Origin of the sequence: Methylocystis sp. (assembly GCF_050246715.1) — a bacterium.
In the GTDB taxonomy this organism is placed as follows: domain Bacteria; phylum Pseudomonadota; class Alphaproteobacteria; order Rhizobiales; family Beijerinckiaceae; genus Methylocystis.
Genome location: NZ_JBFWVN010000001.1, coordinates 208,914 through 231,432 on the forward strand (window position 1 = coordinate 208,914; position 22,519 = coordinate 231,432).

22 protein-coding genes are annotated in these 22,519 nt (G+C 63.7%); 9 read left to right on the plus strand and 13 right to left on the minus strand.

The genetic code is table 11. The annotated features are described in order from the left end of the window. Nucleotides 1-58 precede the first annotated feature (58 nt). The 6 genes from AB7I51_RS01105 to AB7I51_RS01130 all read right to left on the minus strand — a co-directional run bounded on the left by AB7I51_RS01105 (nt 59) and on the right by AB7I51_RS01130 (nt 6,888). Nucleotides 59-3,187: an isoleucine--tRNA ligase gene (locus AB7I51_RS01105; RefSeq protein ID WP_428402498.1), complete on the minus strand. Its 3,129-nt coding sequence runs from the start codon at nt 3,185-3,187 to the stop codon at nt 59-61. Nucleotides 3,188-3,398: 211 nt separating this feature from the next. Then, on the minus strand, nt 3,399-3,674 hold the full coding sequence (locus AB7I51_RS01110) for a hypothetical protein (protein ID WP_428402497.1): 276 nt from the start codon (nt 3,672-3,674) through the stop codon (nt 3,399-3,401). A 63-nt stretch (nt 3,675-3,737) separates the two neighbouring features. Next, complete coding sequence (locus AB7I51_RS01115; protein ID WP_428402496.1) at nt 3,738-4,709, minus strand: bifunctional riboflavin kinase/FAD synthetase; 972 nt, start codon at nt 4,707-4,709, stop codon at nt 3,738-3,740. A 16-nt stretch (nt 4,710-4,725) separates the two neighbouring features. Next, the gene (locus tag AB7I51_RS01120; RefSeq protein ID WP_428402495.1) at nt 4,726-5,211 is read right to left on the minus strand and encodes a MaoC family dehydratase; all 486 of its coding nucleotides are present in this window, start codon (nt 5,209-5,211) and stop codon (nt 4,726-4,728) included. A gap of 61 nt (nt 5,212-5,272) precedes the next feature. Beyond that, nucleotides 5,273-6,175 (minus strand): TIGR01459 family HAD-type hydrolase, encoded by a 903-nt coding sequence (locus tag AB7I51_RS01125; RefSeq protein ID WP_428402494.1) that lies wholly within the window; start codon nt 6,173-6,175, stop codon nt 5,273-5,275. Then, the gene (locus AB7I51_RS01130; protein WP_428402493.1) at nt 6,172-6,888 is read right to left on the minus strand and encodes a carbonic anhydrase; all 717 of its coding nucleotides are present in this window, start codon (nt 6,886-6,888) and stop codon (nt 6,172-6,174) included. The genes AB7I51_RS01125 and AB7I51_RS01130 overlap by 4 nt, the downstream gene beginning before the upstream one ends. A 111-nt stretch (nt 6,889-6,999) precedes the next feature. Here AB7I51_RS01130 and AB7I51_RS01135 point away from each other — a divergent pair, with 111 nt between their 5' ends. The 3 genes from AB7I51_RS01135 (at nt 7,000) to AB7I51_RS01145 (ending at nt 10,808) form a co-directional block, all read left to right on the plus strand. Then, nucleotides 7,000-7,869: an HpcH/HpaI aldolase/citrate lyase family protein gene (locus AB7I51_RS01135; RefSeq protein WP_428402492.1), complete on the plus strand. Its 870-nt coding sequence runs from the start codon at nt 7,000-7,002 to the stop codon at nt 7,867-7,869. A gap of 68 nt (nt 7,870-7,937) precedes the next feature. Beyond that, nucleotides 7,938-9,389, plus strand: coding sequence for a COG4223 family protein (locus AB7I51_RS01140; RefSeq protein ID WP_428402491.1), 1,452 nt, complete (start codon nt 7,938-7,940; stop codon nt 9,387-9,389). Nucleotides 9,390-9,404: 15 nt separating this feature from the next. Next, on the plus strand, nt 9,405-10,808 hold the full coding sequence (locus AB7I51_RS01145; RefSeq protein ID WP_428402490.1) for a heme biosynthesis protein HemY: 1,404 nt from the start codon (nt 9,405-9,407) through the stop codon (nt 10,806-10,808). A gap of 10 nt (nt 10,809-10,818) precedes the next feature. On the opposite strand, the gene AB7I51_RS01150 is transcribed toward AB7I51_RS01145, so the two are convergent. Genes AB7I51_RS01150 through AB7I51_RS01160 form a run of 3 tightly spaced genes read right to left on the minus strand, consistent with a single transcriptional unit; the run spans nt 10,819 to nt 13,183 of the window. Beyond that, complete coding sequence (locus AB7I51_RS01150; RefSeq protein ID WP_428402489.1) at nt 10,819-11,364, minus strand: Smr/MutS family protein; 546 nt, start codon at nt 11,362-11,364, stop codon at nt 10,819-10,821. Further along, a complete protein-coding gene (mltA, locus tag AB7I51_RS01155; protein WP_428402488.1) occupies nt 11,361-12,479 on the minus strand; it encodes a murein transglycosylase A in 1,119 nt (372 codons plus the stop codon). Before mltA ends, AB7I51_RS01150 begins: the two co-directional genes overlap by 4 nt. Before the next feature lie 2 nt (nt 12,480-12,481). Continuing rightward, the gene (locus tag AB7I51_RS01160) at nt 12,482-13,183 is read right to left on the minus strand and encodes a Tim44/TimA family putative adaptor protein (protein ID WP_428402487.1); all 702 of its coding nucleotides are present in this window, start codon (nt 13,181-13,183) and stop codon (nt 12,482-12,484) included. Between the two features lie 111 nt (nt 13,184-13,294). On the opposite strand from AB7I51_RS01160, the gene AB7I51_RS01165 reads away from it, so the two are divergent. Next, the gene (locus AB7I51_RS01165; RefSeq protein ID WP_428402486.1) at nt 13,295-13,744 is read left to right on the plus strand and encodes an FxsA family protein; all 450 of its coding nucleotides are present in this window, start codon (nt 13,295-13,297) and stop codon (nt 13,742-13,744) included. An 83-nt stretch (nt 13,745-13,827) separates the two neighbouring features. Beyond that, a complete protein-coding gene (secB, locus tag AB7I51_RS01170) occupies nt 13,828-14,316 on the plus strand; it encodes a protein-export chaperone SecB (RefSeq protein WP_428402485.1) in 489 nt (162 codons plus the stop codon). Here secB and dnaQ read toward each other — a convergent pair. The 3 genes from dnaQ to AB7I51_RS01185 form a co-directional block, all read right to left on the minus strand. Continuing rightward, a complete protein-coding gene (gene dnaQ, locus AB7I51_RS01175; RefSeq protein WP_428402484.1) occupies nt 14,313-15,029 on the minus strand; it encodes a DNA polymerase III subunit epsilon in 717 nt (238 codons plus the stop codon). The two genes, secB and dnaQ, sit on opposite strands and share 4 nt — an antisense overlap. A 171-nt stretch (nt 15,030-15,200) precedes the next feature. After that, the gene (gene coaE, locus AB7I51_RS01180) at nt 15,201-15,794 is read right to left on the minus strand and encodes a dephospho-CoA kinase (protein ID WP_428402607.1); all 594 of its coding nucleotides are present in this window, start codon (nt 15,792-15,794) and stop codon (nt 15,201-15,203) included. A gap of 11 nt (nt 15,795-15,805) precedes the next feature. Beyond that, nucleotides 15,806-16,426 (minus strand): Maf family protein, encoded by a 621-nt coding sequence (locus AB7I51_RS01185; RefSeq protein WP_428402483.1) that lies wholly within the window; start codon nt 16,424-16,426, stop codon nt 15,806-15,808. A 403-nt stretch (nt 16,427-16,829) separates the two neighbouring features. On the opposite strand from AB7I51_RS01185, the gene hemE reads away from it, so the two are divergent. The 3 genes from hemE (at nt 16,830) to rho (ending at nt 19,819) form a co-directional block, all read left to right on the plus strand. Next, nucleotides 16,830-17,864, plus strand: coding sequence for a uroporphyrinogen decarboxylase (gene hemE / locus AB7I51_RS01190; protein WP_428402482.1), 1,035 nt, complete (start codon nt 16,830-16,832; stop codon nt 17,862-17,864). Nucleotides 17,865-17,866: 2 nt separating this feature from the next. Next, nucleotides 17,867-18,286 (plus strand): protoporphyrinogen oxidase HemJ, encoded by a 420-nt coding sequence (gene hemJ / locus AB7I51_RS01195; protein ID WP_428402481.1) that lies wholly within the window; start codon nt 17,867-17,869, stop codon nt 18,284-18,286. A 267-nt stretch (nt 18,287-18,553) separates the two neighbouring features. Beyond that, nucleotides 18,554-19,819 (plus strand): transcription termination factor Rho, encoded by a 1,266-nt coding sequence (rho, locus tag AB7I51_RS01200; RefSeq protein ID WP_428402480.1) that lies wholly within the window; start codon nt 18,554-18,556, stop codon nt 19,817-19,819. A gap of 681 nt (nt 19,820-20,500) precedes the next feature. Here rho and AB7I51_RS01205 read toward each other — a convergent pair. Then, complete coding sequence (locus AB7I51_RS01205; protein WP_428402479.1) at nt 20,501-21,007, minus strand: N-acetyltransferase family protein; 507 nt, start codon at nt 21,005-21,007, stop codon at nt 20,501-20,503. 213 nt (nt 21,008-21,220) lie between these two features. Between AB7I51_RS01205 and mnmE the strand changes: the two genes are divergently transcribed. Beyond that, entirely contained in the window at nt 21,221-22,519 is a 1,299-nt protein-coding gene (mnmE, locus tag AB7I51_RS01210; RefSeq protein WP_428402478.1) for a tRNA uridine-5-carboxymethylaminomethyl(34) synthesis GTPase MnmE, read from the plus strand.

Consider the following 22,519-nt stretch of genomic DNA (forward strand, 5'->3'; position numbering starts at 1 on the left):
AGTCGGATGAAATCTTCCATTAGCCCCTTGTCGTGTTCCAATAGCATTCGCAACACGCTCACGCGCCGGCGCCCCACCGCCCGAGCGCGGTCAGCTCGCGTAACGCCAACGCGTCGCGCGGCGTGACGTCGGGATAAACGGAATCCGCTGTGGCGGGATTGAAATATTTCCATGAGCGCGCGCATTTGACGCCGGGCGCGCGTTGCGGAACCACGGCGACGCCTTTCACCTCCGGCAGACGAAACGCGTCGGCGGGCCCTTCGCCGGCCTCGATCGCAATATCGGAAACGATGCAGACTTCGGCGAAATCGACGCCGTCAAGCGCTGCGCGCAGATGGCCGTCGGCGACATAAACGAGTGGCGCCGCCTCGAGCGACGAGCCGATGCGCTTTTGCGCGCGCTCGATCTCCAGAGCGCCGGTGACGACGGAACGGATCGCGCGCACGCCCTCCCATTTCTTCGCAAGCGCCTCGTCGCGCCAATGCGAGGGGATGTCCGGGAAAGTCTCGACATGCACCGAAACCGTGTCCTTATAGCCCGCGAGCCACGTCTCCTCGGCGGTGAAGACGAGGATCGGCGCGAGCCAAGTCGTGACGCTGCGGAAGATGCGCTCGATGACAGCGAGCGCGGCTTTACGCTTCAGGCTGGACGGCGGATCGCAATAGAGCGCGTCCTTGCGCACGTCGAAATAAAAGGCCGAGAGGTCGCTGGTCATGAATGGCGTCAGGAGCGCCACGACTTTCTTGTAATCATAGGCCGCATAGGCGGTGCGAATCTGCGCGTCCATTTCGACAAGCCGATGCAGCATAAACCGCTCGAGTTCTGAGGCGTGTTCGAGCGCCGCGTCGTCGCTTGTCTCATAATGCGCGAGCGTTCCCAGCATCCAGCGCAGCGTGTTGCGCAGCTTGCGATAAAGCTCGACGAAAGTCTTCAGGATTTCCGGCCCGACGCGGAGATCGTCGGCGTAATCCGACGCCGCGACCCAGAGCCGCATGATGTCGGCCCCGGAATCGGCGATGATTTTTTGCGGCGCGACGACATTGCCGAGCGACTTCGACATTTTGCGCCCGCGCTCGTCGAGCACGAAGCCGTGCGTCAGCACGGAATCATAAGGCGCGCGGCCGCGCGTGCCGCAGCTTTCGAGCAGCGAGGAATGGAACCAGCCGCGATGCTGATCGGAGCCCTCGAGATACATGATCTCGTCGTCGCCGCCGTCGCGCTTGCGACTTATGCCGGCGAGCATCGGAAAATGTTGCGGGTCTTCGAGCGTGAAGGCGTGGGTCGAGCCTGAATCGAACCAGACGTCGAGAACGTCGGCGACCTTGTCGTAATCCTCAGGCCTGTAGTCCGGCGACAGAAAACGTTCGGCGGCGCTCGCCTCATACCAGGCGTCGGCGCCTTCCTTTTCGAAGGCTTCGATGATGCGGGCGTTGACGCGCGCGTCGACGAGCGGCTCATGCGCGCCCTTCTTGACGAAGACCGCGATCGGCACGCCCCAGGCGCGCTGGCGCGACACCACCCAATCGGGACGATTGGCGATCATGCCGCGGATGCGGTTTTCTCCCGCCGCCGGCGTCCATGTCGTGCGCGAGATTTCTTCAAGCGCGATCTCGCGAAGGGTCGGCGCGTTTCCACGAGCCTCATCCTGAGGAGCGTGCGAAGCACGCGTCTCGAAGGATGCCGCCGCCGAACCCTCGTCCTTCGAGACGGCGCCTTCGTTCTCGGGCAAGCCCGAGATCGAAGACGCCTCCTCAGGATGAGGGTTCGACTGAGAGAACGCGTTCTCCATCGAGATGGGTTTATCCATCGCGATGAACCATTGCGGCGTGTTGCGGAAAATCACCGGCTTCTTCGAGCGCCATGAATGCGGATATTGGTGTTTGAGCTTTCCGCGCGCGACGAGATTGCCGGCTTGAACGAGCGCGGCGATCACCGCCTCATTGGCGTCGCCCTTGTCGCCCTTGTCGGTGATGACGCGCTTTCCTTCAAAGCCCGGCGCGTCCTTGGTGTAGAAGCCGTCCTCGTCGACCGTATAGGGAATGCGCGCATCGATGCCGCGATCATGCAGCAAGGGCGCACTCGCCATCCAGATGTCAAAGTCCTCGCGGCCGTGGCCCGGCGCGGTATGCACAAAGCCACTGCCGGTGTCGTCAGTGACGTGCTCGCCATCAAAGAGCGGCACGTCGAAATCATAGCCGAGATGCGCCAACGGATGAGCGCAGATCAACTCGCTAAGCGTCGCGGCTGGCACATCGCGCAGCCGCTCATAGCCGTCAACTTTCGCCGCCTTGAACACATCGCTCGCGAGCTTGTCGGCTAAAACGAAAGTCGCGCCGGGCAGCGCCCAATTGCCGTCGGGCGCATGGGTGACGCGATAGAGTCCGTAATCAATCTTCGACGAGAAGGAGATCGCGCGATTGCCGGGCAGCGTCCAGGGAGTCGTCGTCCAGATGAGGACGCGCGCTTCGCTCAATTCGCCCTCTGCGCCGCGCGGGATCGGAAACGCCACCCAAACCTGGTCGCTGGTGTAGTCCTCATATTCGACTTCAGCCTCGGCGAGCGCGGTCTTTTCGACGACGCTCCACATCACCGGCTTCGAGCCGCGATAGAGCAGGCCGTTCGCCGCGAATTTCATGATCTCGCGGGCGATCGTCGCTTCCGCCGGATAGGCCATGGTCGAATAGGGATGATCCCATTCGCCGGCTACCCCTAAGCGCTTGAACTCCTCGCGCTGCACCTTAAGCCAATGTTCGGCATAGGCGCGGCATTCGCGGCGGAAGGCGATCATCGCCTCGGGATGGGCGAAATCCGGCTTCTGCTTGCCCTTGGCCCGATAATTCTCTTCTTCGATCTTCCATTCGATCGGCAGGCCGTGGCAGTCCCAGCCCGGCACATAGACACAGTCCTTGCCCATCATGCGCTGGCTGCGCGTCACCAGATCCTTGAGGATTTTATTCAGCGCATGGCCGATATGAATATTGCCATTGGCGTAGGGCGGCCCGTCATGCAGCGTGAATTTCGGACGGCCCGCGCCAGCTTCGCGCATTTTCCGCTCTAAACCAATGGTTTCCCAACGCTTTAGCAGTTCCGGCTCGCGCTGCGGCAGGCCGGCGCGCATCGGAAAATCCGTGACCGGCAGATAGAGGCTTTTCGAATAGTCCGGCCCCTTGGGGCTGTCGTCGTTCATCGTCGTGAAAACCGGGATCGGGCGACGCGCGGCGGGGAGCCGGCGGGTCCGCGCTGATTAGAGGATTTCTAGGAAGAGCGCCAATCGCGCCGCACCCGGACCTGCGCGAGCGTCTAGCTCCGAGCGCGGCCCGGGACGGTAATTCGAATGGCGATCAGGAAAGGCATCCGATCCTCAATAGCAGCGCAAACTCGGCTAGAAAAGAGGCCGGCTAGCGCAGCCGTTTCAGCCCCAAGAGCCCGGCGAGATAGGCGAAGCCGCCCGCCACGACGGCGAGGACGAGCAACACCAGAAACGCCCCGGACAGCAGCGTGAAGCCGATAAACAGAAACAGCAGCAGCGCCGCGGTGACGATCAGGCTCTGCCAAGGCGATAGCTTGACGACCTTGACCCGGCCGGCGCGCCCGGTCGCGACCCAGATTCGCGAGGCGTCGGTCTCCTCGCCCGGCAAAATGATTTCGACCCGTCCCTTGGGTTCTTCGTCCATGACGCTTCCCTCCTGTCAGGGATGATGTCTGCAAGCTAGATCGCGCGCAAATATGGCGATCGATCAAGAGCGCGGCCCCGCCGCGCCGCTCTCGGCCAATAATTTTCGCGCTTCTTCGACGTCGACGCGCATTCTTTCGACGAGCGCCTCGACGCTATCGAATTTCGCCTCGCCCCTTATGTAGTCATAAAAGGCGACTTCAACATCCTTGCCGTAGAGATCGCCGTCGAAATCGAAGATGAAGACTTCGAGCAGCGGCGCGCCATTGTCGAAAGTCGGCCGCCGGCCGAAGCTCGCGACGCCCCGATGGAGCTTCCCGTCAACTTCGATGGTTACGGCATAGATGCCGTGTTTGAGCCGATTGGCCGGATCGAGCGCGATATTGGCGGTGGGAAAGCCCAATTCGCGCCCGCGCTTGTCGCCGTGGCGCACGACGCCGCGAATGAAATAGGGGTGGCCGAGAAGGCGGCGGGCCAGCGCCGCGTCGCCGCGTTCGAGCGCTTCGCGCGTCGCCGTCGAGGAGACGGCGTCGAGGCTTCCCTCTTCGTCCTGAGTGATGCGGTCGACGATTTCGACAATCATCCCAAGCCTTTCGCCTTCCGCGCGCAAAAATTCCCGTCCGCCTTCGCGGCCTGCGCCGAAGCGGAAGTCATAACCGGCGACCACGGCCGAAAGCCGCAGGCGCTCGTGCAGGATTTTCTCGGTGAAGATTCGCGCCGGGCTTTGCGAGAAATCCTTGTCGAAGGTGAGCACGATCATGCCGTCGAGACCGAGGCGGGCCGCCTGCGCCGCTTTGGCGTCGGGCGGCGTGAGCCGGAAAATCACCGTCTCGCCGGCGAAGACATCCGCCGGATGAGGCTCGAAGGTGAGGAGAATGCAGGGACGCGAAAGTCGGGCGGCGAGCGCCTGGGCGCGGGCGATGACGCCGCGGTGGCCCCTGTGCAGCCCATCGAAATTGCCGATCGCCGCGACGGCGCCCTCTAGTCCAGGCGGCGGCGCCTGGGGGTCGCGCGCGACGATGAAGGATGCGGACAAGGCGCGGGCCGGATATTCAAGCCGAGGCCGGTTTCTCCTCCATGGGCGCTGGCGCCGCAGCGCGGACGACCTGTTCGCGGCTCGGCACCATGACGAAGGCCTCGCCGTCGAGCACGACCTTGCCGTCGACGAGACATTCGCAGTTGAGCTTGGCGCGCCGGCCTTTTTCGATCAGCTCGACGACCTCGACGATGACGGTGATGACGTCGCCGATCTTCACCGGGGCGCGGAAATTCAAGGTCTGCGACAGATACACGGCGCCGGGGCCGGGCAAATACATGCCGATGACCGTCGAGATCAGAGACGCCGTATAGAGGCCGTGAACGATGCGCTCGCCGAACCGCGTCTTCGAGGCGAAGTGATCGGAGAGATGGATCGGATTGCGGTCGCCGGAAAGATCGGCGAAGGCGATCACGTCGTCGTCCATCACCGCCTTCATCAGCGTCTCGCGCATGCCGACGCTCAGATCTTCGAAATAATAGATTTTGAACGGCGTCGACATGAAGGCACCGGAAGTTGCGTCGCTGATCGTGACCTCAGGAACGAGGCCCGCGCAGCCCCTTTTACCAGAAAAGCTCGCGAGCCAAAGCCTTGGGACGTGCGCCGGCGCGCGCGAAGAGCGATTCGAGCGCCGCGTCGTCGAGCGCGCCGCCTTCCCGATGCAGCTCCTCGCGATGCACGCCATGCATGACGAAGAGGAAATCGAGCCCGGCGCGGCCGGCGCCGGCCAGATCGGTGAAGGCGCCGTCGCCGATCGCCAAAATCCGCGATTTGTCGATCGCTCCGCGCAGATTTTTCAGCCGCTCGCAGGCGGCGGCGTAGATCGGCGCATGGGGCTTGCCGAAGGTCAGGACTCGGCCGCCGATCGCCGCATAGCGCTCCGCCAGGGCGCCGGCGCAATAGACGAGATCATTGCCGATCGCGACGACGATGTCGGGATTGGCGCACAGCATCGTCAGGTCGCGCGCCTTCAGCCTCGCCAACAGGTCGTCGTAATCCGAAGGCGTTTCATTATGCTCGTTCAACAGGCCGGTGCAGACGACGTAATCGGCGGCGTCCGGCCCGACGCGCATCACCGGCGCGCCAAGCCGGCGCGCCGCCTCGCGGAACAGCCCGTCGTCGCGCGCCGGTCCAAGGTGGTAGACCGCCTGCCCGACGCGCGCGACGATTTCACGCAGCGCCAGCTCCCCCGCCGACACAAGATCGTCGAAACAATCCTGCGGAACGCCGAGGCCCAGGAGCTGGCGGCGCACCTCGTCGTCTGGGCGCGAGGCGTTGGTGATCAGCACAATCGTTCCGCCCCTGGCGCGAAAGCGCCTGAGCGCATCGGCGGCTTGGGGGAAATGCCGCCTTCCGTCGATCAGCACGCCCCAGCCGTCGCAAAGGATCGCGTCATAACCGTCGGCGAGTTCATGAAGACCGGCGATCAAGGGAACGCGGCGCGTGTCCGATGCGTCCGCCGTCAAAAGCGCGCCTCGGCGAAAGCGGCCGCATAGGCCTTTTCGCAGACCGGTTCGAACGCGCCGGTCGATTCGTCAAGCAGGAACAGGCGGCCGTCCATGATTCGGAACAGCGCGCCGTGCAGCCGCAGGTGCCGGTGATGTTCGAGCACCTGGACCATCGGAAAGGAGCGCAGATTGCGCAGCGTCTGCTTCACGGCCTCGAATTCCAGTCGCTCGACATAGAGACTGTCTTTGGGATTGGGCGCGACGCCAAGGCGATCGGCCGCCGGGCCCAGCATTTTGATCCAGTTGCCGATGAAGTCGCTGTGGCTCAGTCGCGGCGCGTCGGGATCGGCGGCGATTTCGGCATAGGCCCTGACGCCGCCGCACTGGCCGTGGCCGAGCACGACGATATCGGAAACTTTCAAGGCCATGACCGCGTATTCGAGCGCCGCGGAAGAGCCGTGATGCTGATCGTCGGGCTCGTAAGGCGGCGCCAGCGCCGCAACGTTTCGCAGCACGAAAAGCTCGCCCGGGCCGGCGTTGAAAATCGCCTCGGGCGCGACGCGCGAGTCGCAGCAGCTGATGATCATCGTTTTGGGCGTCTGGCCTTTGACCGACAATTCTTCGAATCTGTCGTGTTCGGCGAGGAAACGCCCGCTGATGAAGGATTCGTAGCCCTCTAAGAGAGCTTCCGGAAGACCGGTCGCGCCCGACGACGGCTCGTGATCGGCCATTTAACGTTCCTTCCTGCGCATTGCCTGGGGCGGATGGCGGACCCCGCGGTTATTGTGTAGATCACGCGGCGGGGTCAAGAGAGCCAAATTGTCTCGCCATTGGAGTTTTGAATGATTTCGCGATTGAAGCGCAGCGTGCTGGCCATGCCGGGCTCGAACGCCCGAGCGCTGGAGAAAGGCAAGACGCTCGCCGCTGACGTCCTGATGTTCGAACTCGAAGACGGGGTTGCGGAATCCGCCAAGGCGACGGCCCGCGACCAGGTTGCGGCGGCGGTGGCGCAGGGCGGCTACGGCGCCCGCCAGCTTGTCGTGCGGGTCAACGCCCGCGGCTCGGAGTGGTACAGGCCCGACATGGCCGCTATCGCGCCGCTCGGGCCGGACGCCATCGTTGTTCCCAAAGTCAATTCGCGCGACGAGATTCTTAAGGCGGCCGCGGACCTTGTCGCCGCGGGCGCGCCGCGAGAGACGCGTCTTTGGGCGATGATCGAAACCCCGCGCGCGGTGCTCGACATCGAAAAAATCGCGAGCGCCGCCGACGATCCTGCCTCGCGACTTGAAGTTCTGATCCTTGGCCCCAATGACATCGCCAAATCGACGCGCGCGCGCCTGACGCCGGGACGCCAGGCGCTGCTCTCCTGGCTTTCGGCCGGCGTGCTGGCGGCGCGGGTCCATAACATCGAGATCATCGACGGCATCTACAACGACTTCAACGACCTCGACGGTCTGCGGCGCGAGGCGGAGCAGGGCCGCGATTTCGGCTTCGACGGAAAAATGCTCATTCACCCGAGCCAGATCGGTCCGGTGAACAAGATTTTCGCGCCGAGCGACGAGGAGGTCGATTTCGCGCGCCGGATCATCGCGATGTTCGACGAGCCGGAAAACGCCGACAAGGGCGTGGTGCAGATCGACGGAAAAATGGTCGAGCGTCTGCATCTCGACATCGCCCGCCGCACATTGCAGCTTGTTGAGGCGGCGAGCTGAAATGTCCGCCCGTTTTGCGGGCGCCGAATGCATCAACTATAAGAGGTCGGTAGCGTAAGGATTAGCCAATGGTCTCGCCGGACGACGAAGAACCGAACCGCATCGACCTCTCTGAAGCGCCGCCCGAGACGGCGGAGCCCCCGCCCGAACCGCCGCCGGCCCCTGTCAAACGCAAGCGCCGCTCATTTTTCGGCTCGCTGGTGTCAACGCTGCTGGTTCTCGCCCTCCTCGCAGGCGCCGCGCTTTACGCCGCGATCGCCTTCAAAGACAAGGACGAGCGTTTGAAGGCCGTCGCCGATTATGCGGAGCCTTATGTCGATCAAGGGATTGTCGTCTTCGACGAACTGAAGAACCGGGTCAGCGCGCTGCTTAGCGAGAAGGAGCCGGCGCAAGAGAAAGAACCGGCGCAAGCGACCGCGGCGGCGCCCGAGGCTCCGCCGCCTGAGCCCACCCAATCGGCGCCGGCGCAACCCGCCGAAACGGCGTCCGAACCGGCGGCGACGACCCCGGCGGCGCCCGAGGTTGCACCCGCGCCACCGCCCGCCACGCCGACTGAATCCGCCGAAACGACGCCGGCGAAGCCCGCTGAAACAACGGCTGAACCGACGTTGAACGACCAGCGCCCAGAGCCAGTGGCGAACGCCGCCGGCGAAGCGCAGAACGCAGCCATCGAAGCGCAGAAGGCGGCTGTTGCGGCGTTGCAGGTTCGGCTCGAGGCAGCCGAAGAAGTGGCGCAACGGGCGCTGCGCGCCGCTGAAGCTGCCGGGGCGTCCGCCAATGCGGCTCAGGCGGCGGCAGATGCGGCGGCGAAAGCGCATCCTGCGACCGAAGCCGCCGGAAGCGGCCCTGGAGCCGCGCTCACCCCCAGCGATCAACTGGCCGCGCTCGAAGGGCGCATCGACGAGCTCGGCGAAGAAATGAAAGCGCTGCGCGGGCGGCTTGAATCGCCCAAGGGCGAAACGCGAGCGGCGCCGGAAGCTGCGGCGGCCAAGACGTCCGAAGGACCTGCCGCGCTGGTCGTCGTCGCCTATGCGCTTCAGCGCGAACTCGAAGCGGGCCGACCCTATGTCGTGGAGACCAAGGCGCTGACGCGGCTCGGCGCCGATCCCACCGCTCTGGCGGCGCTTTCGCCCTTCGCCGAAAAAGGCGCGCCGACCGCGGCGCAGTTAAAAACCGACTTCGCGCCCGCCGCCAAACGCATTCACGCGCTCGAAGGCGACGATTCCGGCGATCTCGCACAGCATTTGATGAAAGGCGCGAGCAAGCTCGTGCGCATTCGTCCGTCCGGCGCGCCGGCTGGCGAGGCTCGGTCGGTCGAAGAGAAAGTCGCCCACATCGACGCCGCGCTGGCCCATGGCGACCTTGGTCAGGCCGCCGCGATTTTTGCGACGCTTCCTGAAACGGCGCAGAACGAGGCCAAGGACTTCGGCGCTGCGCTGCGGGCGCGCATCGAAGCGGGACAGGCGGCTGAAGGACTTTTGCATGGCGCGATCGCCGCGCTGGTCGCAACGAAGGAATGAGCGGGATCAATCGCCATGCTGTTTCTCCTCTTTTTCATCATTGCGCTTGCGGCGGTCGCTTATGGCCTCGAACTGCTGATCGAACAGCCGGGCTCGCTGACGCTGGATTTCGCCGGCTATCAGTTCGAGGCGTCGATACCGGTGGCGGTCGGGGGACTGCTGCTGATCCTCGCCGCGACGATCGTGATCTGGGCGATCGTCATGGCGGTGTTGCGCATGCCCGGCCGCTGGACCGGCGGCTCGCGCTTGAAACGCCGCGACAAGGGGTTCGACGCGCTGTCGCAGGGTCTGATCGCGGTCGGGACCGGTGACGCCACCCGCGCCCGCAAGGCGGCGTATATCGCCGAACGGCTGCTGCCAAATGAGCCGCTGACGCAATTTCTGAAGGCCCAGGCGGCGCAGCTCGCCGGCGACCGCAGGCTCGCCGAAGAGACCTTTCATAAGATGACGCTGAAGCCGGAAACCAAGCTTCTCGGCCTGCGCGGACTGCATATCGAGGCGCGCCGGCGCGAGGACGTCGACGCGGCGCATCATTTCGCCAAGGAGGCGCACGCCATCGCGCCGGTTCCCTGGGCAGGCGCCGCCATGCTCGAACATCTCGCCGGGCAGGGCGACTGGCAGAAGGCGCGCGAGGCGATCGAAGCGAGTCTTACCGCCAAGGCGCTCGACGCGCAGACGGCCCAGAACCTTCGCGCCGTCATCGAAACTGCGATGGCGATGGAGAAGGAGCGCGATCATCCGCATGACGCGCTGCATCTCGCACGCCAGGCGTTGAAGCGCCGGCCTGGATTCGCTCCCGCCGCCGTCGCCGCTGCGCGCGTGCTCGTCCGCCACGGCGACAGCAAGCAGGCGCTGAAACTGATCGAAACCGTCTGGGCGACAAAGCCTCATCCCGATCTTGGCGCCGCCTATCTCGAAGCGCTCTCGGGCGAATCGAACGCCGCGAAGCTGGCGCGGGTCGAGAAGCTGGCGCGCGCCGCGCCCCAAGCGCCGGAGAGCCGGCATCTTGTCGCCGAGGTCGCGCTGTCGAACCGCAATTTCGGCAAGGCCCGCGAGGCGCTCGCCCCGCTCATCGCCAGCGGCCGGCATCCGACCGCCCACACCTGCCTGCTGATGGCGGAAATCGAGGACGGGGCGCATGGGCCATCGGGTCCGGTGCGCGAATGGCTCGCGCGCGGCTCGCGCGCGCCGCGCGACCCAGTCTGGATCGCCGACGGCGTCGTTTCGAAGCACTGGCTGCCGATGTCGCCGGTCACCGGAAGGCTCGACGCCTTCGAATGGAAGCCGCCGCCGGACTCAGCCCAACATCTGACCGAAGAAGGCAAGCCCAATATTCCGGCCGCATTCCTGACCCGCCCCGCCGAACCCGTCGCGCTGCCCTCGGGCGACGCCTCGGGGAAAGCGGCCGCCGGTCCGTAAGGATTGCCGCCTATCGCGCCCGGTCGGCCCGCCGGATGCGCACATAGAGCGCGCCTTCGCCGCCGTGGTGGCGGGCGGCTTCGCCAAAGCCCACCACCACGTCGCGCAGATTGGGCGCTTCGAGCCACATCGGCACCACGCGGCGCAGCACGCCACCCTCGTCGCGGGTCAGGCCCTTGCCGGTCACCACGATCGCGACGCGGGCGCCATTCGCCTGACATCGGCGCAGGAACGCCGTCAAGGAGCGCTGCGCCTCGGCCTGCCGCATGCCGTGAAGATCAAGCTTGGCGTCGACCTCGAGTCGCCCGCGCTTGATCTTTGAGAAGGTGCGGGGATCAATGTCGATCGGCCGCGGCGCCGGCTTTGGCGTTGCCGGACGGTCGTGAGCGATGGCGGCGGTCGGCGGCGGCGCGCCCGCATCGACGGCTGGCGCAGCTGGCGACGGCTTCTTGGGACGGGCGCGGGACGGACGGACGTCCGCGGTCACCGTCATCCACAGCTCGGCCTCGGCCTGCGACAGCCGGCGGGCATATCGGCGAGAATTTTCCTCGCTCACGGACCGTCCCCAACATCCTTCGGCAGCAGCGCGATCAACTCGGCTGGGTGCCGAATGTCGCCGGCGCGCCGGCCCGCCGCTTCGCCCGCGCCGAAGAATAAATCGGCCCGTGCAGGTCCTATTATGGCGGATCCGGTGTCCTGCGCGATCATCAGGCGGCGAAATTCCGTTTCGGCCTCACCCTGCCAAGGAATGCGCGCGGCGACCCAGAATGGCAGGCCGTAGCACCAGATCGAGCGGTCGACGGCGATCGACCGAAACGGCGTCAGCGGCGCGCCCTGGCCGCCGATCGGCCCGATTCCGCGCGCCTCGGACCTGTCGATCTCGAAGAAAACGTAGGACCGATTTTCCTGCATCATCCGGCGGCCCGCTTCGCCGGGCCCGGCGCCAAGCTTTCTCAGCGTCTCCTTCGTCAGATCGAGCGACATGTCGGCCGGCTTGACCAAACCCTGCTCGATCATCAACCGGCCTACCGACGTATAAGGCCAGCCGTTGCGCCCAGCATAGGTTAGCGCCATCACGCCGCCGTCCGGCAGCCGCAACCGCGCCGATCCCTGCACCTGAATGAGGAACAATTCGACCGGATCGCGAACATAGGCGAGGGGATGGGCGCTTGGGGCCGCGCCTTCTTCTTCGATCGCGCGCCGGTCAGGATAAGGCACAAGCGCGCCATCGGCCTGACGCCGCGCGCTCGTCAGACTCTCGCCGGAAGGAAGCGAGAGCGGCGCCTCATTGAGCGTGACGAGATCGAGCGGACGCGACAGGACCGGCGTAACGAAGCCGGGCGCCGGCGACAGTCTCGCTTCAACCTCGACCTCATAATAGGCGGTGACGAAGCCCTTGGCCCGGATGCGGTGAGGCCGGAACCAACGGCGAAAGAATTGGGCAGGATCATCGACGCCCTCGAGGGCGCGCTGCGCGACAGGGATCAGCGATTGAGGCGGCGGAACGGCGCTGCGCTGTTCCTTCGCATCGGCGGCGATGATTGTCGCCGAGCGGCGGAAAGCGGCGAACGCCGCGGCGAAATCGTCGGCGGAAAAGCCGTCAATCTCTTCAAAGTCGATTTTTTGAACGAGATCGGAAGCGGAAAACTGCGACGCATTTTTCCGCGACATGCTCAGTCTTCGGCTTGGGTCGCGACGAGCTTCCAGTTGGGATCGCTTGCCTTTGGATCGCGCGCGAAGGTCCAGCGCTCGACGACCTTGCGGGTCTGACCCCCGTCAATGGTTTCGCCGTCGCGATCGCGGCGCACGCTCATCAGCCGGGCGACGAAGCGCACCGTCACTTCGTTGCGGCCGGCGATGGCGCGGGCGGCATCGACCGTCGCCGAATCGATCGCGATGACGGCGGTCTCCATGGTCTCGCCCAGCTGCTCGCGCCGCGCGATCTCCGCCGAGAAGCCGTCAAAAACGTCCTGCGACAGGAGCGGTTTCAACGTCTCCCGCTCTCCCTTGGCAAAGGCGGTAATTATCAACTCATAGGCGCGGCGCGCGCCGCTCAGGAAAGTCTTGCCGTCGAAACTCGGATCGGAGGCCGCGACGGCGTCAAGCCCGCTCCAGGCGGAAGCGACGCCCTTTTCGGCGACGCCGTCCCAGCGCTCGGTCCCGCTGGGGCGCGCCGGCGCTTCAGCGACGGGCGTGGCGCTCGGCGCAGGCGCGACCGTGGCGGGAGCGGGCCGACGCGGCGCGAAACGCGACGGCGGCGGCGTATCGCGATCGACCCGCATGCCGAGCACCGAACGCAGCTTCCAGATGACGAAAACCGCGAGCGCCGCGAAGACGATGAGGGTCGGATCGAACAGGTCGCCGGATGCCGGCATTAGCAACTCCCGAAGAATTCCGTGCTCGGCTATCATGTCGCGCCAGACATGTCACGAATCAAGGGGCGCGCGGATTGCCGCGCCCGAAGCGGCGGAGAAACGGAAAAATTGGTGAATTCGAAGCTTGTCGGTGCAGCCGTTGCGGCCTGGATCGTGCTGGAAATTCTCGCTTTCGCGCTGGTCGTGCGGGCCGTCGGGCTTCTCGCGGCGATCGTGCTCGCCATCGGCGCGTCGCTTCTGGGCCTTGCTGACGTTAAGCGCCTCCTCGACTTCTTTCGTGAGAGAGTCGCCGCCAGGGCGCGCGGCGAAAGCGTCACGGCCGCCGACGGCGCAATGCTTGACGGCGCGCTGCAGGCGCTCGCCTCGATCCTTCTCATTCTGCCTGGTTTCGCCTCCGATTTCGTCGGTCTGGCGCTCAAATCGCCGTCGGTGCGGCAAAATCTGGCGCGGCGGTGGCGGTCTCGCGCCAAGACGGCCGACCCCCGCCTGATCGACCTCGACCCTCGCGAATGGCGGCGGGAAACGCGCCGGCCTCGGCGCAGCGTCGCGAAAGAGAGCTGAGAACGTCGCGCCTTGTTCGCATCTAATAGACGTGTTAGGCGGGCGCGAATTCTCGTTGCAACGGCTCTGCTGGAGGCCCTTAAATGACCGATACGAATGGCAACGGCGCGCAAGGAGCGCCGGGCGGCGCTCCGGCCCTCAATTCGCTCGCTCAATATATGAAGGATTTTTCCTTCGAAAATCCCAATGCGCCCCGCTCGCTTGGACCGCAGGAAAATGCGCCGAACATCGCGATCCAGGTCAATGTCAACGCCAAGCAGCTGGCGCCGACCGATTTCGAAGTGAGCCTGACGCTCGACTGCAAGGCCGGCGAGGGCGAGAGTCTGCTCTTTAAGCTCGACCTCGAATATAGCGGCGTGTTTCGCCTGCTGAACATTCCGGAAGAACAGGTGCATCCGATCGTGATGATCGAATGTCCGCGCATGCTGTTTCCTTTCGTGCGCCAGATCGTGGCCGACGCCACCAGCAAGGGCGGCTATCCGCCGCTCTACATCGACCCGATCGACTTCGTTGCGCTCTATCAGCAAAAGGCCGCCGAAGCCTCAGGCCAGGCGACGGCTTCGGCGAATTAGCCGGAGACGGGCGCAGACGCCGATTCGTCGCTTTCGAGATATCGATCCCAGATCGGCGATTTGATCGTCGCGACAAAGGCGCGGTGGGCCTTTTCTTCCTCGCCGCTCAATCGCGGCGCGAGAGAGTGGGGCCGATTGCGCAAGAGGTCATCCGACGCGGCGATGCGCACGGCGTGCACGGTCTGAAGCGACAGCGCCGCCTGCCGCCCGCCGCAGAGTTCCGCATAGACCTCGGCGAGAAGATTGGCGTCGAGCAGCGCGCCATGCTTGTCGCGCCGCGAGAGATCGATCGCATAGCGTTGGCACAAAGCGTCGAGAGAATTGGGGCCGCCGGGATGGCGGCGACGCGCCATCGCCAACGTATCGATGATGCGCGCGGCGCTTAGCGGCGGTAAATCGATCAGCGCGAATTCGGCGTTGAGGAAGCGCGTGTCGAATTCAGCGTTGTGAATGACGAGCGGAACATCCTCGATGAAGTCGAGGAATTCCGCGACGATCTCCTTGAAGACTTTGTGCTTCGCCAAAAATTCGTAAGAGAGCCCATGCACGCGGAAGGCGTCTTCCGGCATGTCGCGCTCTGGATTGAGATAACAATGAAAGTAGCGGCCGGTCGGGATGAGATTGGAGATTTCGACGGCGCCGATCTCGACGACCCGATGGCCGCTCGACGGATCGAGCCCAGTGGTTTCAGTATCGAGAACGATCTCGCGCATGCCAGGCCAACTTCGGCTGATCCATTGCTCAGGCCGTGTCATTCCCAGCAGGCCGAAGGCCTGACCGGGAATCCAGAGCAATATCCATGAAGACTGTCGCTGCTCTGGATTCCAGATCGCTCGCTTTGCGAGCGTCGGGAATGACATCCGTGCTGTTCGGCAAACGCCGTATCATGTTTCTAAACGCGCCTTAAGTGCTTTCAATATTTTTCGAACCTCTTCGCGGGCCGCGTCCAGGCCCTTGTCGGTATGGACCACGAAATCGGCGCGGGCGCGCTTTTCGACATCAGGCGTCTGCTTTGCCAGAATGGACGCTAATTTCTCCGCCGTCATGCCCTCGCGCGCCAGCACGCGGGTCTTTTGCACATCTTCTGGCGCGGTGACGACGACGATGGCGTCGAAATCCTTTTCGGCGCCGGTTTCGAACAGCAGCGGAATATCGAAGACGACGATGCTGTCGCCTTTGTTGTGGCGTTCTTCGACGAGAGCGTCGCGCGCCGCCCAGACCATCGGATGCACGATGTCTTCGAGGCGTTTAAGCGCCGCCGCGTCATTGAGCACGCGGGCGGCGAGACGTTGACGATCGACGGCGCCGTCGACGACGACGCCGGGAAAGGCCTTCTCGATTTCAGCCGCCGCCGGTCCCTTATAGAGCTCATGCACAAGCCGATCCGAATCGAGCACTTCTATACCTTCGGCGCGAAACATGTCGGCGGTGGTCGACTTACCCATGCCGATCGAACCGGTTAGTCCGACGCGCAGCATCTTCCGTTCGCTCACGAGAGTAGCGCTCCTTCGCGGCGGAGCGCTTCAAGCAGCGCGAGCAGCGGAAGACCCATGATGGTCCAATAATCGCCTTCGACTTTCGAGAAGAGCTGCGCGCCCACGCCTTCGATCTGATAGGCGCCCGCGGAGGTCAGGGCGGTCTCCCCGACCGCCGCGAGATAGGCGGCGATAAATGCGTCGGTTAACCCGCGCATGGTGAGATCAGCGATCACGACGGTCTCAAAAATGACCGCGTCGTCGCGCGCGAGCGCAATCGCCGAATGCAGACGATGTCGCCGGCCCGACAGAAAGCGTAGCAGCGCCTCGGCTTCTCGCATATCCGCCGGCTTGCCGAAAATCCTGCCTTCGCAGCTCGCCACCTGATCCGCGCCCAGCACCAGGCGACCCTTAACGGAAATCGCCAGCGCCTTGGCCCGCGCGAGCGTCGAAGCGATCGTGTCGGCGTCGGCTCCCTTAAGCCGCGACTCAATCGCCCGTTCGTCGACGTCGGCCGGGATCGATTCGAAAGGAACGCCCGAATGCAAAAGCGCCTGCCGTCGACCAGTGCTTTTCGAGGCGAGAATTAGCGGCGCCGATTCGCGCCAGAACGGCGAGGTTGAACGCTCGCTCACATCCACAGCCCTCCCGCACAAGCCAAAGAACGGGGATAAACCGCCGCCGAAAACGCCGTCACTTCGATCAGCGGGAATAGGTCGGCCAAGCGCTCAACAGGCAAAAACCTGTCGACGGAAATCCATATAAAGCGGGCGCAGAAGGGATTCACAGGCGATCCACAGATAGTGGCCTCGAGAATTTTCGATATATCGATGATTCCATTCGGTGTCCGGAATTTTCCCGCGCTTTTCGACGACGCTCGCCGTTCCAGGATACGCTGTGGGTGATTAGTTAATGAAAATTAACCTTCGTGTCGCCCCAGACCAACTGAAGAATCAAATTCCTTTTAAAATGAATTTTGTTTTAACGCGGTTTCGCGCTACGCCGAGTCCAGCGAACAATAAGAACGGATCGAAGGCGATGGCGGAGGAGAAGGCGCTTCTTTCGGTTCTGCGCGGAGAGGCGCGAAAGATTCCGCCGTTGTGGCTCATGCGCCAGGCCGGCCGCTACCTTCCGGAATATCGCGACGTTCGGGCGACGACGAAGAGCTTTCTCGATTTCTGCTATTCGCCTAAGAAAGCGGCGGAAGTGACGCTGCAGCCGATCCGGCGCTTTCATTTCGACGCGGCGATTCTCTTTTCCGACATTCTCGTCGTGCCCGACGCCATGGGTCACCGGGTTTCATTCGAAAGCGGCGCAGGTCCGCGTCTCGAGCCGATCGAAACGCCGCAACAGGCGGAGCGGTTGGGCAAGTTCAATATCGAACATCTTGCGCCGGTCTTCGAGACGATCGAACTGGTGAAGTCGGCCTTGCCGGCCGATGTCGCCTTCATCGGCTTTTGCGGCGCGCCCTTCACCGTCGCGAGCTATATGATCGCCGGGCAGGGCACGCCCGATCAGGCGCCGGCGCGGCTGTTCGCCTATCGTTTTCCCGACGCTTTCGCCGAGCTCATCGAGCGCGTGGTTGAAGCGTCGATCGATTATCTCGCGCGCCAGATCGAAGCGGGAGTCGAAGTCGTTCAAATCTTCGACAGCTGGGCCGGCGTTTTGCCGGCGGATGAATTTATGCGTTGGTCGGCTGAGCCGGTTCGCCGAATCATTGCAGGAGTCAAGGCGCGTCATCCGCAAACGCCGGTCATCGCTTTCGTGCGCGGCGCCGACGCGCATCTGCCGATGCTGACGCAAACGATCGGCGCCGACGCTTATGGGATCGATACGGCGCTCGATCCCGCCTGGGCCGTGGCGCAAACGGCGGCTGACATTGTGTTGCAAGGCAATCTCGATCCGCTGGCGCTTGTCGCCGGTGGCGATGCGCTCGATCGCGAAGTGGATTCGATTCTCGGCGCGTTCAAAGGCCGGCCGCATATTTTCAATCTCGGTCACGGCATATTGCAGCAAACGCCAATCGAAAACGTCGAGCGACTTGTCGCCCGAGTTCGTCGGGCAGGAGGCTGATCATGTATGTCTGGATCAAGGCGCTGCATGTCATCGCCATCATTTCCTGGATGGCCGGGCTTCTCTATCTACCGCGGCTTTTCGTCTATCACGCGAGCGTTGGTGGAGGCGCGCTCTCCGACACCTTCAAAGTCATGGAGCGGCGGCTTTATCGCTACATCATGACGCCGGCCATGCTCGTCGCCTGGATCACGGGACTCTATCTCGCGGTCGAAACCGGGGCGCTCTCGTCAGGGTGGTTTCACGCCAAGGCGACGCTTGTCGTGCTGCTTACCGCGGCGCATCTTCACGATGGCGTGCTCATGCGCCGTTTCGCGCAAGACGCCAATAGTCACTCGCCGCGCTACTATCGGATCGTCAATGAGCTGCCGACGTTGCTGATGATCGGCATCGTGATCCTGGTGATCGTCAAACCGTTCTAACCTGCGGAGGCCAGCCGGGCAGGTGTTGGCGGAGACGGCTGAAAGTGTCGCGGCCCTGGATCGGACCGCCCTTTTTTCAGGACCCGTGCTCGCTCTTGATTCGGTTCTCAAAATTGTCTAAGGGAGCGTTATCCCTCTGAGGCCCGTGTCTGCTTGTAGCGGCATCGCCGGATTTTCCGCCGGCGCTCGGGAATACCCCATCCCCCGCCCCTCCGCTTATCCCCGGCTTCTCTCCACCTGCGCCCAAATACCCAAGGTCCATCCTGAATGCGGGAAATTAAACTCTCGGACTTGAAAGCCAAGTCCGCCGCCGAACTCCTCGCTTTCGCCGAAGAGCATGAAGTCGAAAACGCCTCCCTGCTGCGCAAGCAGGAGCTGCTCTTCGCGATCCTCAAACAATTCGCCAGCCGCGACGTCGAAATCGTCGGCGAAGGCGTCGTCGAAGTGCTGCAGGACGGCTTCGGCTTCCTGCGCTCGCCCGACGCGAATTATCTCGCTGGTCCCGACGACATTTACGTCTCGCCCTCGCAGATCCGAAAATTTGGCCTGCGCACCGGCGACACGGTCGAGGGCATGATCCGCAGCCCGAAGGAGGGCGAGCGCTATTTCGCGCTCTTGAAGGTCAACAGCATCAATTTCGAGGATCCGGAGAAGGTGCGCCATAAGGTGCCCTTCGACAATCTGACGCCGCTCTATCCTGACGAACGCCTCAAGCTCGAAATCGAAGACCCGACCAAGAAGGATTATTCGTCCCGCGTCATCGATCTCGTCGCGCCGATCGGCAAAGGGCAGCGCGCGCTGGTCGTCGCGCCGCCGCGCACCGGCAAGACCGTGCTTCTGCAAAATGTCGCGCAGTCGATCACGACGAACCATCCGGAATGCTATCTCATCGTTCTCCTGATCGACGAGCGGCCGGAGGAAGTGACCGACATGCAGCGCAGCGTGCGCGGCGAAGTCGTGTCCTCGACCTTCGACGAGCCGGCGGTGCGCCATGTGCAAGTCGCCGAAATGGTGATCGAAAAGGCGAAGCGTCTCGTCGAACACGGCCGCGACGTGGTGATCCTGCTCGATTCGATTACGAGACTCGGGCGCGCCTACAACACCGTGGTGCCGTCATCCGGCAAGGTGCTGACCGGCGGCGTCGACGCCAATGCGTTGCAGCGGCCGAAGCGCTTCTTTGGCGCCGCGCGCAATATCGAAGAGGGCGGTTCGCTGACCATCATTGCGACGGCATTGATCGACACCGGCTCGCGCATGGACGAAGTGATTTTCGAAGAGTTCAAGGGCACCGGCAACAGCGAGATCATTCTCGACCGCAAGGTCGCGGATAAGCGCGTCTTCCCGGCGATCGACATCACCCGCTCCGGCACCCGCAAGGAAGAGCTGCTCGTCGCCACCGACATTTTGAAGAAAATGTATGTGCTGCGCCGTATCCTCAATCCGATGGGCACCGTCGACGCGATCGAATTCCTGCTCGGCAAGCTGCGCGAAACCAAGAACAATCAGGGCTTCTTCGATTCGATGAATACTTAGGAAATGGCCGTTCGGCGCGGTTGGGAACCTTCATAAAATGACCGCAAACCTGCGCGCCTGTTGGGTCGCCTGCTCATAGTTCCCGAGAGAACCGATGAATCGTCGCTCGATAAGGCTTCTATCCGCCGTTCTGTTGTTCTCCTCCGGGATCATTGCAGCGCGCGCATTGGAAGAGCCGAGTCAGGAGCGCAAGCCGACGCATAAAGCTGCGCAAAAGGTCGCAAAAATGTCGGGCGGCCACTCGAAAGAAGAGGCGAAGAAGCAGCCGGCGCCGTGCGCACGAGGGACATGGAAGGACGATCCCGTATGTTTCGGGGAAGGGGAGCAGGACGCCTTGCCCTTGCCGTCGTCGAGCGCGGTCGAACACGTAAACCGCTCGCAGGGCCCTGCTATTCAGCCGACAGCCAACCTTAATCCGCGCCCCGCTTCGCCAGGTCCTTATCAAGCGGGCGTGGTGTACCAGTCGAATGGAAATTCGGTCACGAACAATTATGGCGGCGGCGTCAGTCTGCAGCTGCCATTTTAGCGTTCGCCGATCGCAGGAGCGCAGCCTGCGCGATTGAATTCCTGCTCGGCAAGCTGTGCGAGACGAAGAACAATCTGGGCTTGTTCGATTCGATGAATGCGTGACGCTAAACGCATCGGCGGCTTGTTCCGACCAGCGTTGCAGGCGCCCATGTTCTAATCGTTGAAGCGCAACGCCATCAGCGTTTCGTCGAGATAATCGCCATGGCCATTTTTCGCTGAGCGTTCTTCAACGCCATAGGCGCGAAACCCCCACCGTTCGTAAAAACGCAATGCGCGGAGATTCGACGAGACGACGGTGAGCGTCACGATTTCGACCTTCTCTCTCGCTTCCTCGATCAGTCTTTTCATGATGTCGTCGGCGAGGCCTGATCCGCGATGCGCCGCCTTTACATACATGCCGTAGAGCAGCGCCTTGTGGCGCGTTTTGACGCCGTCATTCCATGCGAGTCCGCCGACGCCTAATAATTGCGAATCTTCGGCGCTGAAGACGCCGACGACGAAGTCGCGCTGAAGACGGTCGGCGACAGCGTCCAATGCAAGATGCGCTTCGTCTTCCGGCGCGAAGCGAAAGGCGTGGGGCTCAAGTCTGAAGCCCTCGAGCCGCAGCGCCTGAAAGACTTCGGCATCCATGGCGTTGAGCCGGCGACATATCGCTCGCATTCGCATATGTCCTTGTGGCGGACTGGCCTTGGGAATGCCAGCGGTGCATCTCTGTCGCGGTTGGGTTGTTCGGTGCAGGCGCGTCGTCGTTGCCTTCTTATGCGACAAGCGAATATTTGTGCGCTGCAACATAATCGGCCTCGAGCTGTTGAACATGGGCATGTCGTCAAGAACTCTCGTGAAATCCCCGCGCTTCGCGTCGGCCGTCGTTCCATGACCTCGCCTGACACAATCTTCGCGCTCGGCACCGGCGCGGGGCGGGCGGCGATCGCTGTCATCCGGATTTCGGGGGCGGGGGCGGGGGCGGCGCTCACGGCGCTCGCCGGCATGCTTCCCGAGCCGCGCCGGGCGACATTTGTGGTCCTGCGCGATCCGGCGAGTGGCGACATGCTCGATCGCGGGATTGCGCTGTTCTTTCGTGGACCGGCGTCGTCGACGGGCGAAGACTACGCCGAGCTGCAGCTCCATGGCGGCCGTGCGGTCATCGAGGGGACGCTTGCCGCACTGCAGCGGCTTCCCGGCCTGAGGGCTGCGGAGCCCGGCGAATTCGCCCGTCGCAGCTTCGCCAATGGCAAGCTCGATCTGTCCCAAGCCGAAGCGCTCGCGGATCTGATCGACGCGCAGACTGAAGGGCAGCGCCGGCAGGCGCTGCGCGTGGCGGGCGGCGCCTTGCGGCGAAAGGTCGAAACCTGGCGCGCGGCGCTTGTCGACGCGCTGGCGCTTCTCGAAGCCGAACTCGATTTCAGCGACGAAGGCGATGTCGGCGCCTTTTCGCAAGCGCGGCTCGATGCGCTGTTGTCGCCGCTCGCCGAGGATATGCGCGCCGCGCTGCGCCTCGCCCCGGCCTCCGAGCGCATGCGCGACGGTTTCATCGTCATGATTCTCGGCCGGCCCAATGTCGGCAAATCGACGCTGATCAATGCGCTGACGCAGCGCGATCTAGCGATCGTTTCGGCGATTCCAGGCACCACCCGCGACATGATCGAAGCCCATCTCGACATTGGCGGCCTGCCGGTGACGCTCATCGACACGGCGGGGTTGCGCGAGGCGGCGGACGAGATTGAAAGGATTGGCGTCGACCGAACCTTGGCGCGGATCGAGTCCGCCGATTTGGCGCTGTGGCTGTCGGATTCGGGCGAGGCGCCGCCGCGCAGCGACATCGAGACGTTACGCGTCGCCACCAAGATTGATTTGCGGTCGGCGCCTGAGGGCGCGATCGGAATCTGTGCGCCGAGCGGGGAGGGACTTGAAACCCTCGCCGCCGCGATCGAAGCGCGCGCCCGCGCCTGTCTCGGCGACGGGTCCGAGGCGCTGATCGTCAGGGAAAGGCACCGTTTGGCGCTTGAACAGGCGGCGGAAAGCGTCGATTCCGTCATGAGCCGTGACGCGCCGCTCGAACTTCAGGCCGAGGAGCTGCGCCGCGCCGCTCGCGCGCTCGGCCGGATTGTCGGCGCGGTCGACGTCGAGGAGGTGCTCGATGCGGTTTTCTCGCGTTTCTGTATTGGCAAATGA

Excerpts from the sequence above, each read along its gene's own strand:
- coaE (WP_428402607.1), bottom strand. The coding sequence starts at position 15,794 with ATGCTGCGCGTCGGACTAACCGGTTCGATCGGCATGGGTAAGTCGACC.
- AB7I51_RS01140 (WP_428402491.1), top strand. The coding sequence starts at position 7,938 with ATGGTCTCGCCGGACGACGAAGAACCGAACCGCATCGACCTCTCTGAA.
- rho (WP_428402480.1), top strand. The coding sequence starts at position 18,554 with ATGCGGGAAATTAAACTCTCGGACTTGAAAGCCAAGTCCGCCGCCGAA.
- AB7I51_RS01135 (WP_428402492.1), top strand. The coding sequence starts at position 7,000 with ATGATTTCGCGATTGAAGCGCAGCGTGCTGGCCATGCCGGGCTCGAAC.
- mltA (WP_428402488.1), bottom strand. The coding sequence starts at position 12,479 with ATGTCGCGGAAAAATGCGTCGCAGTTTTCCGCTTCCGATCTCGTTCAA.
- hemJ (WP_428402481.1), top strand. The coding sequence starts at position 17,867 with ATGTATGTCTGGATCAAGGCGCTGCATGTCATCGCCATCATTTCCTGG.
- AB7I51_RS01130 (WP_428402493.1), bottom strand. The coding sequence starts at position 6,888 with ATGGCCGATCACGAGCCGTCGTCGGGCGCGACCGGTCTTCCGGAAGCT.
- AB7I51_RS01120 (WP_428402495.1), bottom strand. The coding sequence starts at position 5,211 with ATGTCGACGCCGTTCAAAATCTATTATTTCGAAGATCTGAGCGTCGGC.
- AB7I51_RS01160 (WP_428402487.1), bottom strand. The coding sequence starts at position 13,183 with ATGCCGGCATCCGGCGACCTGTTCGATCCGACCCTCATCGTCTTCGCG.
- AB7I51_RS01205 (WP_428402479.1), bottom strand. The coding sequence starts at position 21,007 with ATGCGAGCGATATGTCGCCGGCTCAACGCCATGGATGCCGAAGTCTTT.
- AB7I51_RS01145 (WP_428402490.1), top strand. The coding sequence starts at position 9,405 with ATGCTGTTTCTCCTCTTTTTCATCATTGCGCTTGCGGCGGTCGCTTAT.
- secB (WP_428402485.1), top strand. The coding sequence starts at position 13,828 with ATGACCGATACGAATGGCAACGGCGCGCAAGGAGCGCCGGGCGGCGCT.
- hemE (WP_428402482.1), top strand. The coding sequence starts at position 16,830 with ATGGCGGAGGAGAAGGCGCTTCTTTCGGTTCTGCGCGGAGAGGCGCGA.
- AB7I51_RS01105 (WP_428402498.1), bottom strand. The coding sequence starts at position 3,187 with ATGAACGACGACAGCCCCAAGGGGCCGGACTATTCGAAAAGCCTCTAT.
- mnmE (WP_428402478.1), top strand. The coding sequence starts at position 21,221 with ATGACCTCGCCTGACACAATCTTCGCGCTCGGCACCGGCGCGGGGCGG.
- dnaQ (WP_428402484.1), bottom strand. The coding sequence starts at position 15,029 with ATGCGCGAGATCGTTCTCGATACTGAAACCACTGGGCTCGATCCGTCG.
- AB7I51_RS01110 (WP_428402497.1), bottom strand. The coding sequence starts at position 3,674 with ATGGACGAAGAACCCAAGGGACGGGTCGAAATCATTTTGCCGGGCGAG.